Origin of the sequence: Kribbella caucasensis (assembly GCF_004361855.1) — a bacterium.
Lineage (GTDB): Bacteria > Actinomycetota > Actinomycetes > Propionibacteriales > Kribbellaceae > Kribbella > Kribbella caucasensis.
This window is the reverse complement of record NZ_SNWQ01000020.1, coordinates 171,379-186,132: the sequence shown is the minus strand read 5'-3', so window position 1 is coordinate 186,132 and position 14,754 is coordinate 171,379. Positions and strand designations below refer to the sequence as shown.

The following is a 14,754-nucleotide window of genomic DNA, read 5'->3' as shown; positions in this document are numbered from 1 at the left end:
CGATCGACAACCTCATCACCCGCGCCGGACTCGCCGCCTGAACCAGACCCAGACTTGACTCACCCGGAACGACAGACACGGCCCAAGCTGGCTAGACCCTCGAGACCTAAGGTGAGCAAGATGAACGAGATGGACCTCCGGCTGGCAGACGGCCGCGCGCTGCACGTCTACGACTCCGCGCCCGGCGACGACGGCCGGCTGCCGGTGTTCTGGCACCACGGCACCCCGAACCTGGGCGTCCCGCCCGAGCCGCTGGCCGAGGCCGGCGAATGGCTCGGCATCCGGTGGATCTCGTTCGACCGTCCCGGGTACGGCGGTTCGACCGCGGCGCCCGGGCGGACGATGGCCTCGGTGGCGGCCGACCTGACCGCCGTCGCCGACCGGCTCGGCGTCGGCAGCTTCGCGCTGATGGGCTACTCCGGTGGCGGCTCCTACGCGCTCGGCTCGGCCGCGGTCCTCGGCGACCGGGTCGAGGCGGTCGCCACCTTCGCCGCCATCGCGCCGTACGACGCCATTGGCCTCGACTGGTACGACGGCATGATCCCCTCCGGGCTCATGTCGCTGCGGGCAGCCGCGGCCGGTCGCGACGCGAAGGTCCGGCACGAGAACTCCGGCACCGATTACGACCCCGAGTTCATCCCGGCCGACCTCGCGATGTTCGAAGGGCCGTGGGGATGGCTGGGCTCAGTCGCGGGTGAGAAGTCGATGCCGAACGGACCGGACGGGCTGATCGACGACGACTGTTCCTATGTACTGCCATGGGGTTGCGAGCCCGCCGCGATCACCGCGCCCGTACTCCTCTGCCACGGCGAGGACGACGGCATCATCCCCAGCTCCCACGGCCGCTGGCTCGCCGAACACATCCCGTCGGCGTCCCTACGCCTCCACCCCGGCGACGGCCACATCTCCGTCCTCACCCACGCCGAGCCCGCCCTCGACTGGATCCGCGACCGGACCGGCTGATTCGGGGCCAGGGGCAACTTTTGATTCGGCGGGGGCGGGCTGGGTACTGGACTGGCGTGCTACTGGCGGGGCGCTATCGACTGACCGAGCTGCTCGGTCACGGTGGGATGGGCGAAGTGTTCCGGGGGTGCGACGAACTTCTCGGGCGGCCGGTGGCGGTGAAGGTGCTGCTCCCCGATCGGCGCGATCCGTTCGCGGCCGCGCGGTTCCGGCGGGAGGCGCGGGCCGCGGCCATGGTGAAGGACCAGCATGTCGTCGCGGTGTACGATTTCGGCCGCGACGGCGGCTGCTACTACCTGGTGATGGAGCTGGTGGAGCGCCGCAGCGTCGCCCATGAGCTCGCACTCCACGGCCCGCTCGAGCCCGAGCGGGCCGTCGACATCATCCGGCAGGCGGCTGCCGGCCTGGCCGCGGCGCACCGGCACGACATCGTCCACCGCGACATCAAACCGGGCAACCTGCTGATCGACGTCGACGGCACGGTGAAGGTCGCCGACTTCGGCATCGCCCGGCTCGCCAACGACACGACCGACACCACCACGTCGGGTCAGATCCTCGGCACCAGCCACTACCTCGCGCCCGAACGCGCCCTCGGCAAACCGGCGACCGCCGCATCGGACATCTACGCCCTCGGCTGCGTGCTGTACCACCTGACGACCGGCCATCCACCCTTCCTGGCTGACGATCCGGCGGAGGTGCTGCATCAGCAGGTCGAGCGGGAGCCGATACCACCGAGTGAGCTACGTCCGGAACTCGCCGGCCCGATCGAGGACCTCCTCCTGCGGATGCTCGCCAAGGACCCAGCCGATCGCCCGACAGCGGCCGCGATCGCCGAGGGCAGGCTGCCCGAGCTACGAGCCGTCGAAGAACCGGCCAGACGTCCGCTCCCGATCAGGCGACTGTGGCGGCACGCAGTCCTGGCGCTGTCCGCTGCTGTGCCGGACCGACCACGAGCCGCCCAGGACGAAGACACCCAACCGCTGAGCGAAGCACCCTGACGGCGTCACTCCGGCGGAGGTTGCTCTCCGTCCGGTTTGATCCGGCTGACCCGGACGCGGGCGACGCGGCGGCCGTCCTTCTCGGTCACGGTGAGCTTGTAGCCGTCGACGCGGCCCTCGTCGCCGACCTCGGGGATCCGGCCGAGCTGGGCGGCGAGGAATCCACCGACCGTCTCGTACGGCCCGTCCGGCAACTCGACACCGGTCTCGTCGGCGAAGTCGTCCAGGTTGAGCAGCCCGTCCACTTCGAAATCGCCACTGCGCAACCGGGTGGTCTCGACCTGCTCCTCGTCGTACTCGTCCTTGATGTCGCCGATCAGCTCCTCGACCAGGTCCTCGAGGGTGACGATGCCGGCGGTGCCGCCGTACTCGTCCAGCACGATCGCCAGATGCGTGCTGCGGCGGCGCATCTCGGTCAGCGTCGGCAGCAGCTTGGCGGTGTCCGGCAGCATCAGTACGTCGCGCGCCAGGTCGCCGACCCGGACCGACCGGGACGCGACCTCCGGGTCGAACAGGTCCCGGACGTGCACGAACCCGACGATGTCGTCGGCCGACCCATTCATCACCGGGTACCGCGAGTGCGGCCGCTCGGCGGCGAACTTCACCGCCTTGTACGCCGGCATCTCGGCGTCCAGGAAGTCCACCTCGGTCCGGGGCACGATCAGCTCGCGCAACTGCCGGCCGCCGGCCTCGAACACGTCGTCGACGATCCGGCGCTCCTCCTCGCCGAGCGACTCGTGCCCGGAGACGAGGTGCCGGAGTTCCTCGTCCGACATCACCTCGCGGTTCGCGCCCGGGTCACCGCCGAGGGCGCGGACGACCAGGTCGGTGGACTTGGACAGCAACCAGATCACCGGCCGGACGGCCGACGCGATCCGGTCCACCAGCGGGGCCAGGCCGAGCGCGAACAGCTCGGCCCGCTGCAGCGCGAGCCGCTTGGCCGCCAGCTCGCCGATCACGATCGAGACGTAGGAGATGAGGATGGTGATCAGCACCAGCGCGACCGTGTCGGCCAGCCCGGCCGGCAGCCCCAGGTCCTGCAGGTACGGGGACAGGCTGTGGGCCAGCGTCGCGCCACCGAACGCGGCGGACAGGAAGCCCATCAGGGTCACGCCGATCTGCACGGCGGACAGGAACCGGTTCGGGTTCCGCGCCACCTTGGCGACGATCTCGCCGCGGCGGCCGCGCTCGGAGATCGACTTGAGCTGGCTCTCGCGCAGTGAGACGAGGGCCATCTCGGCGGCCGCGAAGACGCCGCCGATCATGACGAAGAGGAAGATCAGAACGATGTTGAGCAGGGTCTCGTTCATAGCAGGGGAATTCCTAGCGTCCTCTCCTGGCGCGATGGAGAGGACGCGCTGAATGGGCGACGTCCATCGATCCAATGTACCGGTAGCCGGTCTGCCGATGCATGTTTGAATCTGTTGGTTTACGATGGTTGATGACCAGGGGTGTGCGGTCACCCTGTCAGCGGTCTGAGTAGAAAGACGGACGATGAACACACCTCGCGGCGCCCGACGGACGGACACGAAGCTGTCCGACGGCCGGGACCTCTTCTACTACGACCCGGCCGACGCGCCGGTCCGGGTACCGCTCGCGGACACCCGGGACCTGCCGGAGCCGAAGCCGCAGGTGGAGTTGCGCACCGACCCGCTGACCGGCGACGTGATCACCTACGCGACCCATCGCAACACCCGGACCTACCTGCCACCGGCCGACCAGTGCCCGCTGTGCGCAACGAAACCGGGTAACCCGACCGAGATCCCGGACCACGACTACACCGTGGCCGTGTTCGCGAACCGGTTCCCGTCGTTCGCCGGCCCGGGTCACACCGAGGTGGTCTGCTTTACCAGCGACCACGACAAGTCGTTCACCGATCTCTCCCAGGGCCAGGCGCGGCTCGTGGTCGACGCCTGGGCCGACCGTACGGCGGAACTGAGCGCCCGGGCGGATGTGGAGTACGTGTTCCCGTTCGAGAACCGGGGCAAGGAGATCGGTGTCACGCTGAACCACCCGCACGGGCAGATCTACGCATACCCGTTCGTGCCACCGCGGATGCGCACCGTGATGGCCCGCGCCCGCGAGTACCAGGAAGTAGCTGGGAGCAACCTCTTCGCCGATCTGCTGGCCGCGGAGCGCAAGGACGGGACCAGGGTGATCGCCGAGAACGGCAACTGGACCGCATTCGTCCCCGAGGCGGCCCGCTGGCCCGTCGAGGTACACCTCTATCCCCACCGTCAGGTCGCCGACATCGCGGAGCTGAGTACCGACGAGCGCGACGACTTCGCCGAGCTTTATCTCGACGTGCTGAGCCGGTTCGATGGGCTGTACGACGACCGGCTGCCCTACATCGCCGCCTGGCATGCCGCCCCGGTCCGGGCCGATCGCGAACTGGGCTACCTGCACCTCGAACTGCTGTCCATCCGCCGGGCCGCCGACAAGATCAAGTATCTTGCCGGTTCCGAGTCCGGGATGGGCGCGTTCATCTCCGACACCCGGCCCGAGGAAGTCGCCGAGACGCTGCGGAAGGTTGGTTCGTGAGCACATTCGTGGAGGTCTTCGGCACCGAGCCGGACGGCGTCTGGCAGGCGCCCGGCCGGGTGAACCTGATCGGTGAGCACACCGACTACAACGACGGTCTGGTACTGCCGATCGCGCTGCCGAACCGGATGGTGGTGACCGCCTCGGCCCGCGACGACGGCACGTTCGCGGTCGCGTCGACGGTGCTGGACGGGGTGGTCGAGTTCTCTCTCGACTCGCTGCAGCCGGGATCCGTTGAGGACTGGGCCGCCTATCCCGCCGGAGCCGCATGGATATTGCGGGAGGCCGGCTACGAGATCGGCGGTGCCAACCTGCTGGTGGATTCCGACATTCCGTTCGGCGCGGGGCTCTCCTCGTCGGCGGCCCTGCTCTGCGCGACGCTCGTTGCCCTGCTGGGGTTGCGTGACATCGAGGTCGACCCCGCCGAGGTCGCCCGACTCGCTCAACGCGCCGAGAACCAGTACGTCGGTGCGCCGGTCGGGCTGATGGACCAGATGGCCTCGATGTGCTGCACCGAGGGCCACGCGCTCTACTTCGACATCCGCGCGATGACGACCGACCAGATCCCGTTCGACCCGGCTGCCGACGGACTCGGCCTGCTCGTGATCGACGTCAAGGCTCCGCACCGGCACGCCGATGGCGAGTACGCGGCTCGGCGGCAGAGCTGCGAGGAGGCCGCGGCCCAGCTCGGCGTACCGGCTCTTCGGGCGGTTGAGTTCGACCGGCTGGATGACGCGTTGGCGCGGTTGTCCGATGACGTCGTACGCCGCCGGGTGCGGCACGTGGTGACCGAGATCCGCCGGGTCGAAGATGCCGTGGAACTCATGCGGGCCGGGCGGTTGCGCGAGGTCGGGCCGTTGTTCACCGGGTCGCATGTGTCGATGCGGGACGACTTCGAGATCACCGTCCCCGAGCTCGATGTGGCCGTGGACACCGCGTTGGCGGCCGGCGCCCTCGGGGCCCGGATGACCGGCGGCGGATTCGGCGGTTGCATCATCGCGCTGGTCGAGGAGACGGCCGAGGACCAGGTCTTCGCCGCGGTCGAGAAGGCCTTCGCGGAGCACGGCTTCACCCCGCCGACCTCACTCGCCGCGACGCCCTCCCCCGGCGCTTCCCGGCTGTCCTGATGTACGACGCGGGGTAAGGGCTGGTCATGACGCGATGATCAGCTCGCAGCCGGTGTCGCGCATGGCCTTGCGGGCTGCGGTGGACAGGCCGGGGTCGGTGACGACGATGTCCAGGTCGCTCCAGGCGGCGAACGTGCTCAGGCCGATCGTGCCCCACTTGGTGTGATCGGCGACCACGACCACCTCGCGGCTGGCGGCGATGAAGGCGCGGTTGGTCTCGGCCTCCATCAGGTTCGGCGTACTGAGGCCGTGCTCGGCGTCGACCCCGTGCGCGCCCAGGAACAGCATGTCCAGGTGCAGCGACTGCAGTGCGGCGGTGGCGATCGGGCCGACCAGGGCGTCCGACGGCGTCCGGATCCCACCGATCAGGACGACGGTGCGATCGGAGCGGCCGTTGCCGTGGAAGACGTCGGCGATCCGGGCCGAGTTCGTCACCACGGTCAGGTTCTCCACCCGGAGGAGCTGCCGGGCCAGCGCGTACGTCGTCGTACCGGCGCCGATGCCGATCGCGCTGTCCGGTTGCACCCGGCGGGCGGCCTCGGCAGCGATCGCTTGTTTGGCGGCCGATTCCTGCGTCAGCTTGGCCTCGAACCCGGGCTCGTGCGCACTCCGCAGGCCGACCGAGGTGGCGCCGCCGTGCACCTTGTGCAGTAGGCCGCTGGAGTCCAGCGCGTCCAGGTCGCGGCGGATCGTCATGTCGGACACGCCGAACCGGTCGACCAGCTCGGCCACCGTGATCGCACCCCGACTGTTGACCTCGGCAACGATCGTGGCCTGCCGCTGGGCAGCCAGCTGTCCGCCCCGTCCCCGCCCCGGCTCGGCACTACCAGCAGCATTCACGCCCACAGCCTAGCGATTCGCCGACGTCCGCGGGTGAAAATGGCGTTGCCGGGGGTGGCCGGCGGGGTCAGGCTATGGGCATGCGATTCCCCGAGGACGTGCCGGTGCTGACCGATGGCGTGGTCACGCTGCGTGCGCACACGCCGGCCGACGTCGAACCGGCGTACCAGACCTGCCAGGACCCCGAGATGCAGCGCTGGACAACCGTCCCGGTCCCGTACGAGCGGCAGAACGCCGAGCACTACCTCGGCGAGATGGTCCCGGCCGGCTGGCGCGACGGCAGTTCCTTCGGCTGGGCGATCGAGTACGACGGCCGGTACTCCGGCACCGTCGACCTGCGCGACGGCGACGGTGGTGTCGGCGAGATCGGGTTCGCGGTGTCGCCGTGGGCGCGTGGGCACGGGGTGGTGACGCGGGCGGTGAGGCTGGTGATCCGGCACGCGTTCGACGAGCTGGGCTGGACCCGGGTGATCTGGCGCGCGTACGTCGGGAACTGGGCGTCCCGCCGGGTCGCGTGGAAGACGGGCTTCCGGAATCTCGTGATGGTCCCGGACGGCGGGCTCGCGCGCGGCGAACGCAAGGACGAGTGGGTCGCGTCGGTCAGCCGGGACGACGAACTGGAACCGGCCGGGAACTGGTGGACCGTGCCGGTGATCGAGGGCGATGGGATCCGGCTGCGCCCGATCCGGTCCACGGATGCCAAGCGGGTCGTGGAGGCGTGCAACGACGAGCGGACGCAGTACTGGCTGGCCGGGATGCCGTCGCCGTACGAGCTCGCCGACGCGGAGAGCTTCATCGAGGGCCGGCTGGAGAACTCGGCATCCGGCGAGGGGGTGTCCTGGATGATCGCGGATCCGGACACCGACGAACTGCTCGGCAACGTCAGCGTCTTCGACCTGCTCAACCGGCACGACAAGAAGACCGGTGAGATCGGCTACTGGGCCCACCCCGAAGCACGCGGCCGCGGTCTGATGAGTGAAGCCGTCCGGCTCGCCGTCGGCCACGCCTTCACCCCAATCCAGCAAGGCGGCCTAGGCCTGCGACGCATCACCCTGTACGCCGCCGAAGGCAATACGGCCTCCCGCCACGTTGCCGAAGCCAACGGCTTCACCCACACCGGCACCGCCCGATCCGCGGCTCCACGCCGCGACGGCAGCTACCTCGACCTGCACTCGTACGACCTGCTGGCCACCGACCCGCGGCCACTGTCCGAGGAGTGAGGCGGTGGCGTTCGAGGGGTGGACGGTGTCGATCGAGGGTTTGATCACGCCCAGAAATCGGCGAACTGCGGTCAGTTGGTGATACGCGACACCGTTTCCCCTCGCCGTCACGCGGGATGGCTGCTTGAATCGACGAGTGAGAGATCGTGAGGAGCTGGTCCGCCGCTGGCAGGCCGGGTGGTCTGTATCGCGTGGCTGGACCAAAGTCGAGGACGACAACGACGGGATCCTGACCGTGCGCGCGGGCGAGGACAACCGCGCCATGGAGTACGTCGTCCTGGACGCGGACAACAAACCGGAACGGGTCGAACGCGCGGCCGAACTGTCCCTGGCGGCCGGCGGTGGACGTGGTTCGGGCTGGATCACGCTGGCCACCGACGACCGGGAGGCCCGGATCGATCAGCTCGAGGATCTCGGCCTGGAGATCCAGCGCGAGCAGGACTGGCTGATGACCATCCAGCTGTCCGAGCAACCCAAGCTGAAGCTGAGCGATCGGTACGCCCTGCACACCGAGCTCGAGTCCGACCTGATCGTCGCCCGCGCCACCCTGCACGGCGGGGTCGTCTCCAGCGGCCGGATGGCGGTCGTCGGCGAGGACGCGGTCGCCGACCGGATCGAGACCGACCCGGCCCACCGGCGCCGCGGCCTCGGCAGCGCGGTGATGGCGTCTCTGGTCGAGACGGCCGCGGCCCAGGGCGCCAAACGCGGCATCCTGATCGCGTCGATCGACGGTCTCCGCCTCTATCGCAGCCTCGGCTGGAAGGTCATCGCCGACATCGTCATCGCCCGCTCCAACTGATCAACTGTTCCGGATTCCTTCCCCGCCCCACCGCGCCGGTCAGGGCGGGCTGACGTCCTACGTCAAAGGTTTGTCAATGCGGGGTGCGATTCCTCGCAAGGGGTCGTGGTCTCGATCCGGATCCGCTACGGTCACGTTTCCATGACGGACGCGCCTGGCAGTCACGACCCTTTCGAGCAACCTCAGCAGTACGGTCGGTACGAGCAGCGTGGTGCCCGGCGAGCGAGGCGGCGCGGGGTGGCCGGTCCGATTCTTGCGGCGATGCTGGTTCTCGGGCTGGTGGCGGGTGGCGGGTGGTATCTGACTGACGGCATGGACACGGTGCCGACCGGGCAGGACGAGCCGTTGACGGTTGCGACGGATGACGTGTCGACACCGCCGGTGGAGCTGTCCGTAGACACCCCGACGCCTTCCGCGACACCGAGCCGGACCCCGTCGAAGAAGCCGACTGTGACGCCGACACCGACCCGGACCAGTACGGCGCCGAGCCGGCGGGCCACGCGGACGCCCTCGCCCACACCGACGCGTTCCTCACCCAAGCCCAGTCCCACCAGGACGCCGACCAGTACGCCGTCGACGACCACGCCGCCCCCGCCGAGCACAGGGACCAAGGAAGCCCAGGTCCTTCAGCTGACCAACAACGAACGGCAGAAGGCCGGCTGTGGACCGCTGCGGACGAACAGCGCGCTGACCCGCGCGGCCGACGGGCACGCGATCGACATGGTCCGCAACCACTACTTCGACCACACCAGCCAGGACGGCCGCAGCCCGTTCGACCGGATGAAGGCGGCCGGGTTCACCGGCGGCGCGATGGCGGAGAACATCGCCGTCGGGTACAGCAGTGCCGCGGACGTGGTCGAAGGCTGGATGAACAGCGAAGGCCATCGCCGCAACATCCTCAACTGCGACTACACGATGATCGGCATCGGCTACGACTCCGGCCGGGTCAAGCCCGAGTGGGGCAACGGCAGTTGGGTGCAGAACTTCGGCGGCTGATCGCGGGTGGTTGGCAAGTTCCTGCCAGAAAGTCTTTGGACTTCGTTAAGGCGGTCTCCGGACCTGTAACGGTGACCTTGTTGATCCGTTAGGGTTCCTGTTCGGTAACCAGGGGGGACCTGGCAACGGACACGGGGAACGACAGAGACCGGAAAGACCTAAACGAAGAGGATCTCGCCCATCCATGACGGACTCGCCAACCCCTGGGCGACACCGGAGCAGAAGAGCACGTCGACGCGGACGAAGCCGCGGCCTGATCGGCCCGATCGTCAGCGCGCTCTCGGTGTTGCTGGCCACCGGACCGGTGGTTTGGTTGATGTCGTCTGCCGACGGCTCGACCGTCGCCGATGACGACCCGACCGAGGTCCTGAACGTTTCCGAGGACAACTCCGGCCCCGCCGCGATCGACGACACCTTCGAGGCCGCCGGCAAGACCGGCCAGCCGCGGGTCACCGTCACCGCGACCCTGCCGAACGGTGTCACCACCTCGATCACCACGACCGGTACGCCGGCGCTCGGGGTGATCGAATCCACCACCAGCACCCCGCCGACCTCGGTACCGGTCACCACCCCGGTTCCGCGGACGACGGGGACCGTGACGGTGACCCCGAGCGGTCCGCGGACCGTTGCCGGAAGCACCAAAAAGCCCAGGCCGAAGCCGAGTGGCACACCGACCGCGACCCGGACGGTGACCAGCAAGCCGACGCCGAGCGACCCGCCGCAGCCACCGAGCGGTGGGGGCGGCACCAACGAGCAGGAGCGCGAGGTGCTCGAGCTCAGCAACGCGGCCCGGCAGCACGAGGGCTGCGGTCCGCTCAGACTTGACGACAGCCTGGTCGAGGCAGCCGGACGGCACGCCTCGGACATGGTTCGGCGGCACTATCTGGACCACACCAACCCCGATGGCCAGGGGCCGGGCGACCGGATGGCCGCGGCCGGCTTCCAAGGATCCGGCTGGGGCGAGAACATCGCCGCCGGCTACGACACCGCGGAGGAGGTGTTCGCCGCCTGGATGAAGAGCGACGGGCACCGTGCCAACATCATGAACTGCAAGTTCGACCGGATCGGCATCGGGTTCGACCCCGGCCAGGTCAAGTCCCAGTGGGGACCGGGCAGCTGGGTGCAGGACTTCGGCCGGGTGGGCGGTTGACATTGTTGCGAGGCCACCAAGTTCTGCGAAGACGTTGTGATCAGACGACAACGACCGGCCGATTGGCCGCGAAACACCGCGGGTAGATCCGTCCTATGCCATCGGGCGCTCCTCACAGCACCCGGTGGACGAGTGAGGCACGTCTTGGGGACCGTTGAAGGGAAACCGTAAGTAATGTCAGAGCCCGGAGGCACCGCTCGGCGCCGGCGCAGCAAGAGGTCAGCAGGTTCCGCATCGCGGGTCCGGCGGCCGCTGGTCGCGCTCGCATCGGTCGTGCTGGTGATCACCCCGATCTCCTGGATCCTGCTGCACGAACCGCAGTCGGAGCAGGCCGATGCGTCCGTCCCGTATGTCAGCCGGGACGACGACACCTACGTGACGGCGTCGACCGAGCCGGTCGCCAAGAAGACCGGCCCGCCGAAGGCCAAGCCGACGGCCACCCCGACGCCCAGCCGGACGCCCAAAACCCCGACACCGTCGGACACGCCGACGCCCGGGGAGACGGCCCGGCCGACTGACGGACCGACCGACGAGCCGACGGAAACGCCAGGCGGTGACGAGACCCCGCTGCCGACCGGCGGTCCGACCCGGGCGACCGCCGGCCCGAAGACGACCAAGCCGACAACCACGACGTCGACCACCCCGACACCCACTACGCCGACCGATGACGGCGACATGTCACCCTCCGAGCTCCAGCTGTTCACGCTGATCGACGACGCCCGGGTGGACAAGGGCTGCGCCCGTCTGGACCGGAACAGCAACCTGAGCGGGAACGCTCAGTCGGACGCCGATGGCCGCGCGAGCAATGGAAACGTCTCGTCGACAGGTTCGTCGGCAGCTTCGACTGGTGGCGACGGCATGGACGACGCGCAGGCGGCCTTCGACCGACTGAAGACAGAGAGCTCGGGCACGCTGTTCAACTGCGGGCTGACCGAGCTCGGCGTCGGTCAAGCAGACTCCACCCGCAAGGAGGGTCTGTGCCTCGGTTCGCTGCTGTGCACCGAGAAGACCCGGTACGCCTGGGTGGTCGACTTCAGCTGATCGGCTGACCTGAACGGCGGCCCGGCGTTTTGCCAGGCCGCCGTTTTCGTCGTCCGGGTGGGACGATGGTGGAAGGTGCTTGAGCCTGCCTCGTCCGCGGGGTTAGCTTGAGCCTTCACCTAGCCTGCGGGAGGCCGGATGTACGGCGAGCGCGACGATCTCGAACCGGCTCGGCCCGCGTTGTTCGGCATCCCACCCGAGGCGTTCGCCGACGAGCGGCCCGACACCCGGCCCGAAGGGGCCAAGCGGATGGGCCTCAGCCGGCACACCGAAGAGGGCGCGGTGCTGGACTTCGCCTCGTCCCTGGACGGCGCCAAACCCGGTCACAAGATGATGGCCTGGATCCTCCTGGTCACCTTCGCCGCCCCTGCCCTCTACACCCTCCTCCTCCTGCTCTGACCGGCGTCAGGTCCAGGGGTCGAAGGGGATTCCGCTGGGTTTGGAGTTGTTGAGCAGGTTCCGGAACCGGTCGCCGGTGTCGGTGACCTTGATGGTCGCGGACCCGAAGTCGGCGGTCATCAACCGATCCCGCAGCGACGTACTCGGCCAGCCGTTCCAGCCCACGATCGGCGGATAGCGCCAGTTGTGGTAGTGGTTCTCCGGCGGCTCGTCGTTGCCGTTGGCGAGCCGGAAGAAGTGCGTGCTGGCGCCGTCCTTGTGGTAGACGACCTTCGGGTGCGTACCGTCGAAGCGAACCTGCGACCTCGTGTACGTCACCACACTGCTGTGCTGGGTCGTCGACACGTACTCGACCTGGTTGGACGCCTGGTTGACCCAGGAGATGACGTGTTCGAAGTCGTGCCGGTGACCTCCCCAGCTGACTCCGTCGAGCGCCTGGTCCTTCTCGAAGTAGCTGGCGTACACGATCGCGCACCAGCCGTTGTTGCACTTGGAGCGGGCGTAGGTCTGCGAGTTGTCGAGATCCCAGGAGTCATGGCAGCTGCCGTTCACCGCGCCGCTCGGGTTCAGTCCGGGGTTGAGAGTCCCGTCCGGTCCGATCGCGGGTGTGGCGTAGCAGCCGTCGGTGTCGTAGTCGTAGGCGGGCGAGAAGGATTGCTCGTAGCCGTCGGCGTTCTGCGGCAGGCCGGGGGGCGGAGCGGCTAGCGCCGGTATGGCGGTGGCGATCGTCAGGACGGTGGCGCCAAACAGCACGCCAAGGGGGCGGAAGGTACGTCTGAGTCCCATGGTCACTCAGTAGATCTTCCCGAGATGACCGGGACCTACACGTTCAGTGAGCGGACCATCACCCACTGGCGTCCTTCCGATGACTTGCCGGGGTATTCAGCGGGTCGAGGGCGCCGGGTCGGGACCTTCCGGGAGCCAGTCGTGGACCACGAACTCCTCGCCGACGGCAACGAACCCTGGGGTGAGGACGGCGGCCTTCATTCCGAAGCTGACGCCACCGCCGTAGTCGGGTTGGCGGCGGTAGCGGGCCAGGGTGCGGGTGGGTTCGGGACCGCTCTTCTCACCGGTGGCCTGGTTGACGGTGGGAACGGCACAGCGGATCGCGCGGGCGGCGTACCCGAGTTCGAGGGAGCCTGCCGATGCTCGGAACACTTTGTCCTCGGTATGTGGTTCGGGCCAGCCGGAGACGACCAGGTTGGGCCGGAAGCGGTTCATCGGGATCACGTCGCCGCCGGACTCGACGATGCGCTCGTTCAGGCCGTCGAGTGAGGACAGCGAAGTGATCAGCAGCGCGTGCGCGTCACCGAATCCGGTCTCGCCGCCGTGTACACCCCAACCCGGCCGCTCGTGTTCGGGGGTCACACGAACCAGGGCGGCGGGTCGTCCGAGGCGTTCGGAGAACCAAGCGTCCGCGGCCGGGTCCTGGACCACGCCCGCACCGAACCACTTGCCGAACAGGCTGACGTCGCGCCGCTTCCCGTCGTACGCGACCTCGATCTCCAACTCCTCGCCACTGTCGGCGGACAACCGAAGCGCAGAACCGTCCCGCAGTACGTCGACCCGCAGCGGCGCCATCTGCGGATCCTTGCGCTGACTGAGGAACGTGCCGTCCGGCTCGACCAGCATGAACGTCCGGTCGTGCCGCAACCCGGCCGGACCGACCTCGGCGCGCTCGACGGACACCCCGGCCAGGCCCTTCACCGGGTAGTAGGTCAGCGTGGAGACTCTCGCGACGGACACTCGCGGAAATCTACCTTGACCGGTGACACGGCACCGTGGATCGCGGGTCAAGCTGACGGCGATTTGTTCACTTCCGGAAGGTGCCCGACGGGGCGGCCGGGGAGACGAAGGATTCGGCGTCCGTCAGCGGTTCGGCCTTGCCGGCCAGTTCGGTCAGCGGCAGTACGTCGTACGGCGGGTGGGCGCGGCCGCCGACCGTGGTCAGATCGGGGACGGGGTGCCGGGAGGCCGCCAGGATGACGTTGCCGAAGGCCTTGCCACGAAGCACCTTGCGCTCCGCGAGAGCCACGCCGTCGCCGAGACCGATGCGGACCGTGGTGGCGACGCGGCGGACGAAGCCGAGGCCGGCGGATCCGTCGATGAGGTTGTGGACAAGGATTCCGGCCGGGCGGAGGACGCGGGCGCACTCGGCGGTGAACTCCCGCGTGACCAGGTTCTCCGGGACCGTCTCGCGGACGAAGGCGTCGACGATGATCAGGTCGGTGGAGTCGTCGTAGATGTCTTTGAGGCCGGCCCGGCCGGTGGCGGGACGCACCTTGATCCCGGCCCGCTTGGGCAACGGGAGAACCTCGCGGACGAAGTCGGTGAGGTCTTCGTCGGGCTCGAGCACGATCTGGCGGGACCGGGGCCGGGTGGCGGCGACATACCTCGGCAAGGTCAGACCGGCGCCGCCGATGTGGACGACGGAGATCGGCTGCCGGCGCGGGACCAGGGCGTCGACGATGTCCCCGATCCGGCGGACGTACTCGAACCCGAGGTGGGTCGGGTCGGCGAGATCGACCTGGGACTGCAGTGAACCGTCGACCCTGAGTACGAAGGTCCCGTCGGCCTCGGCCTCCACGGTGGCCAGGCCTGAACCGACGACACGTTCCATACCCGCAGTCTGTCAGGAGCGGTCGAGGCGACCGGCGAGACCACCGGCCGCCTCGATCAC

At 68.9% G+C, this 14,754-nt stretch carries 15 protein-coding genes; 10 read left to right on the top strand and 5 right to left on the bottom strand.

Annotation, left to right across the window (positions count from 1 at the left end; genetic code table 11):
• Nucleotides 1-120 precede the first annotated feature (120 nt).
• Together EV643_RS33475 and EV643_RS33470 are read left to right on the top strand one after the other, a co-directional pair.
• Nucleotides 121-963 (top strand): alpha/beta fold hydrolase, encoded by an 843-nt coding sequence (locus EV643_RS33475; RefSeq protein WP_133804193.1) that lies wholly within the window; start codon nucleotides 121-123, stop codon nucleotides 961-963.
• Nucleotides 964-1,019: 56 nt separating this feature from the next.
• Nucleotides 1,020-1,961 carry a protein kinase domain-containing protein gene (locus EV643_RS33470; RefSeq protein ID WP_133804192.1) on the top strand — a complete coding sequence of 314 codons (942 nt, stop codon included), beginning with the start codon at nucleotides 1,020-1,022 and terminating at the stop codon, nucleotides 1,959-1,961.
• 5 nt (nucleotides 1,962-1,966) lie between these two features.
• On the opposite strand, the gene EV643_RS33465 is transcribed toward EV643_RS33470, so the two are convergent.
• Complete coding sequence (locus EV643_RS33465; RefSeq protein WP_133804191.1) at nucleotides 1,967-3,271, bottom strand: hemolysin family protein; 1,305 nt, start codon at nucleotides 3,269-3,271, stop codon at nucleotides 1,967-1,969.
• Between the two features lie 184 nt (nucleotides 3,272-3,455).
• On the opposite strand from EV643_RS33465, the gene galT reads away from it, so the two are divergent.
• The gene (galT, locus tag EV643_RS33460; RefSeq protein ID WP_133804190.1) at nucleotides 3,456-4,502 is read left to right on the top strand and encodes a galactose-1-phosphate uridylyltransferase; all 1,047 of its coding nucleotides are present in this window, start codon (nucleotides 3,456-3,458) and stop codon (nucleotides 4,500-4,502) included.
• Entirely contained in the window at nucleotides 4,499-5,629 is a 1,131-nt protein-coding gene (galK, locus tag EV643_RS33455; protein ID WP_133804189.1) for a galactokinase, read from the top strand. The genes galT and galK overlap by 4 nt, the downstream gene beginning before the upstream one ends.
• A 24-nt stretch (nucleotides 5,630-5,653) precedes the next feature.
• Here galK and EV643_RS33450 read toward each other — a convergent pair whose 3' ends face one another.
• Nucleotides 5,654-6,469, bottom strand: coding sequence for a DeoR/GlpR family DNA-binding transcription regulator (locus EV643_RS33450; protein ID WP_133804188.1), 816 nt, complete (start codon nucleotides 6,467-6,469; stop codon nucleotides 5,654-5,656).
• An 80-nt stretch (nucleotides 6,470-6,549) separates the two neighbouring features.
• Here EV643_RS33450 and EV643_RS33445 point away from each other — a divergent pair, with 80 nt between their 5' ends.
• The 6 genes from EV643_RS33445 (at nucleotide 6,550) to EV643_RS33420 (ending at nucleotide 12,074) form a co-directional block, all read left to right on the top strand.
• Entirely contained in the window at nucleotides 6,550-7,689 is a 1,140-nt protein-coding gene (locus EV643_RS33445; RefSeq protein WP_133804187.1) for a GNAT family N-acetyltransferase, read from the top strand.
• A 136-nt stretch (nucleotides 7,690-7,825) separates the two neighbouring features.
• On the top strand, nucleotides 7,826-8,488 hold the full coding sequence (locus tag EV643_RS33440) for a GNAT family N-acetyltransferase (protein ID WP_133804186.1): 663 nt from the start codon (nucleotides 7,826-7,828) through the stop codon (nucleotides 8,486-8,488).
• Nucleotides 8,489-8,629: 141 nt separating this feature from the next.
• Nucleotides 8,630-9,484 (top strand): CAP domain-containing protein, encoded by an 855-nt coding sequence (locus EV643_RS33435; RefSeq protein WP_133804185.1) that lies wholly within the window; start codon nucleotides 8,630-8,632, stop codon nucleotides 9,482-9,484.
• 316 nt (nucleotides 9,485-9,800) lie between these two features.
• On the top strand, nucleotides 9,801-10,634 hold the full coding sequence (locus EV643_RS33430; RefSeq protein ID WP_238165966.1) for a CAP domain-containing protein: 834 nt from the start codon (nucleotides 9,801-9,803) through the stop codon (nucleotides 10,632-10,634).
• A gap of 174 nt (nucleotides 10,635-10,808) precedes the next feature.
• A complete protein-coding gene (locus EV643_RS33425) occupies nucleotides 10,809-11,675 on the top strand; it encodes a hypothetical protein (RefSeq protein WP_133804183.1) in 867 nt (288 codons plus the stop codon).
• 138 nt (nucleotides 11,676-11,813) lie between these two features.
• Nucleotides 11,814-12,074: a hypothetical protein gene (locus tag EV643_RS33420; protein ID WP_133804182.1), complete on the top strand. Its 261-nt coding sequence runs from the start codon at nucleotides 11,814-11,816 to the stop codon at nucleotides 12,072-12,074.
• A 6-nt stretch (nucleotides 12,075-12,080) separates the two neighbouring features.
• On the opposite strand, the gene EV643_RS33415 is transcribed toward EV643_RS33420, so the two are convergent.
• The 3 genes from EV643_RS33415 to EV643_RS33405 form a co-directional block, all read right to left on the bottom strand.
• A complete protein-coding gene (locus EV643_RS33415) occupies nucleotides 12,081-12,860 on the bottom strand; it encodes an NPP1 family protein (RefSeq protein ID WP_133804181.1) in 780 nt (259 codons plus the stop codon).
• Nucleotides 12,861-12,956: 96 nt separating this feature from the next.
• Nucleotides 12,957-13,820, bottom strand: coding sequence for an MOSC domain-containing protein (locus tag EV643_RS33410; protein WP_133804180.1), 864 nt, complete (start codon nucleotides 13,818-13,820; stop codon nucleotides 12,957-12,959).
• Nucleotides 13,821-13,887: 67 nt separating this feature from the next.
• On the bottom strand, nucleotides 13,888-14,694 hold the full coding sequence (locus tag EV643_RS33405; RefSeq protein ID WP_133804179.1) for a spermidine synthase: 807 nt from the start codon (nucleotides 14,692-14,694) through the stop codon (nucleotides 13,888-13,890).
• Nucleotides 14,695-14,754 lie beyond the last annotated feature (60 nt).

Coding starts and splice junctions, on each gene's coding strand:
- EV643_RS33475 (WP_133804193.1), top strand. CDS start 121: ATGAACGAGATGGACCTCCGGCTGGCAGACGGCCGCGCGCTGCACGTC.
- EV643_RS33465 (WP_133804191.1), bottom strand. CDS start 3,271: ATGAACGAGACCCTGCTCAACATCGTTCTGATCTTCCTCTTCGTCATG.
- galT (WP_133804190.1), top strand. CDS start 3,456: ATGAACACACCTCGCGGCGCCCGACGGACGGACACGAAGCTGTCCGAC.
- EV643_RS33445 (WP_133804187.1), top strand. CDS start 6,550: ATGCGATTCCCCGAGGACGTGCCGGTGCTGACCGATGGCGTGGTCACG.
- EV643_RS33435 (WP_133804185.1), top strand. CDS start 8,630: ATGACGGACGCGCCTGGCAGTCACGACCCTTTCGAGCAACCTCAGCAG.
- EV643_RS33430 (WP_238165966.1), top strand. CDS start 9,801: ATGTCGTCTGCCGACGGCTCGACCGTCGCCGATGACGACCCGACCGAG.
- EV643_RS33425 (WP_133804183.1), top strand. CDS start 10,809: ATGTCAGAGCCCGGAGGCACCGCTCGGCGCCGGCGCAGCAAGAGGTCA.
- EV643_RS33420 (WP_133804182.1), top strand. CDS start 11,814: ATGTACGGCGAGCGCGACGATCTCGAACCGGCTCGGCCCGCGTTGTTC.
- EV643_RS33415 (WP_133804181.1), bottom strand. CDS start 12,860: ATGGGACTCAGACGTACCTTCCGCCCCCTTGGCGTGCTGTTTGGCGCC.
- EV643_RS33405 (WP_133804179.1), bottom strand. CDS start 14,694: ATGGAACGTGTCGTCGGTTCAGGCCTGGCCACCGTGGAGGCCGAGGCC.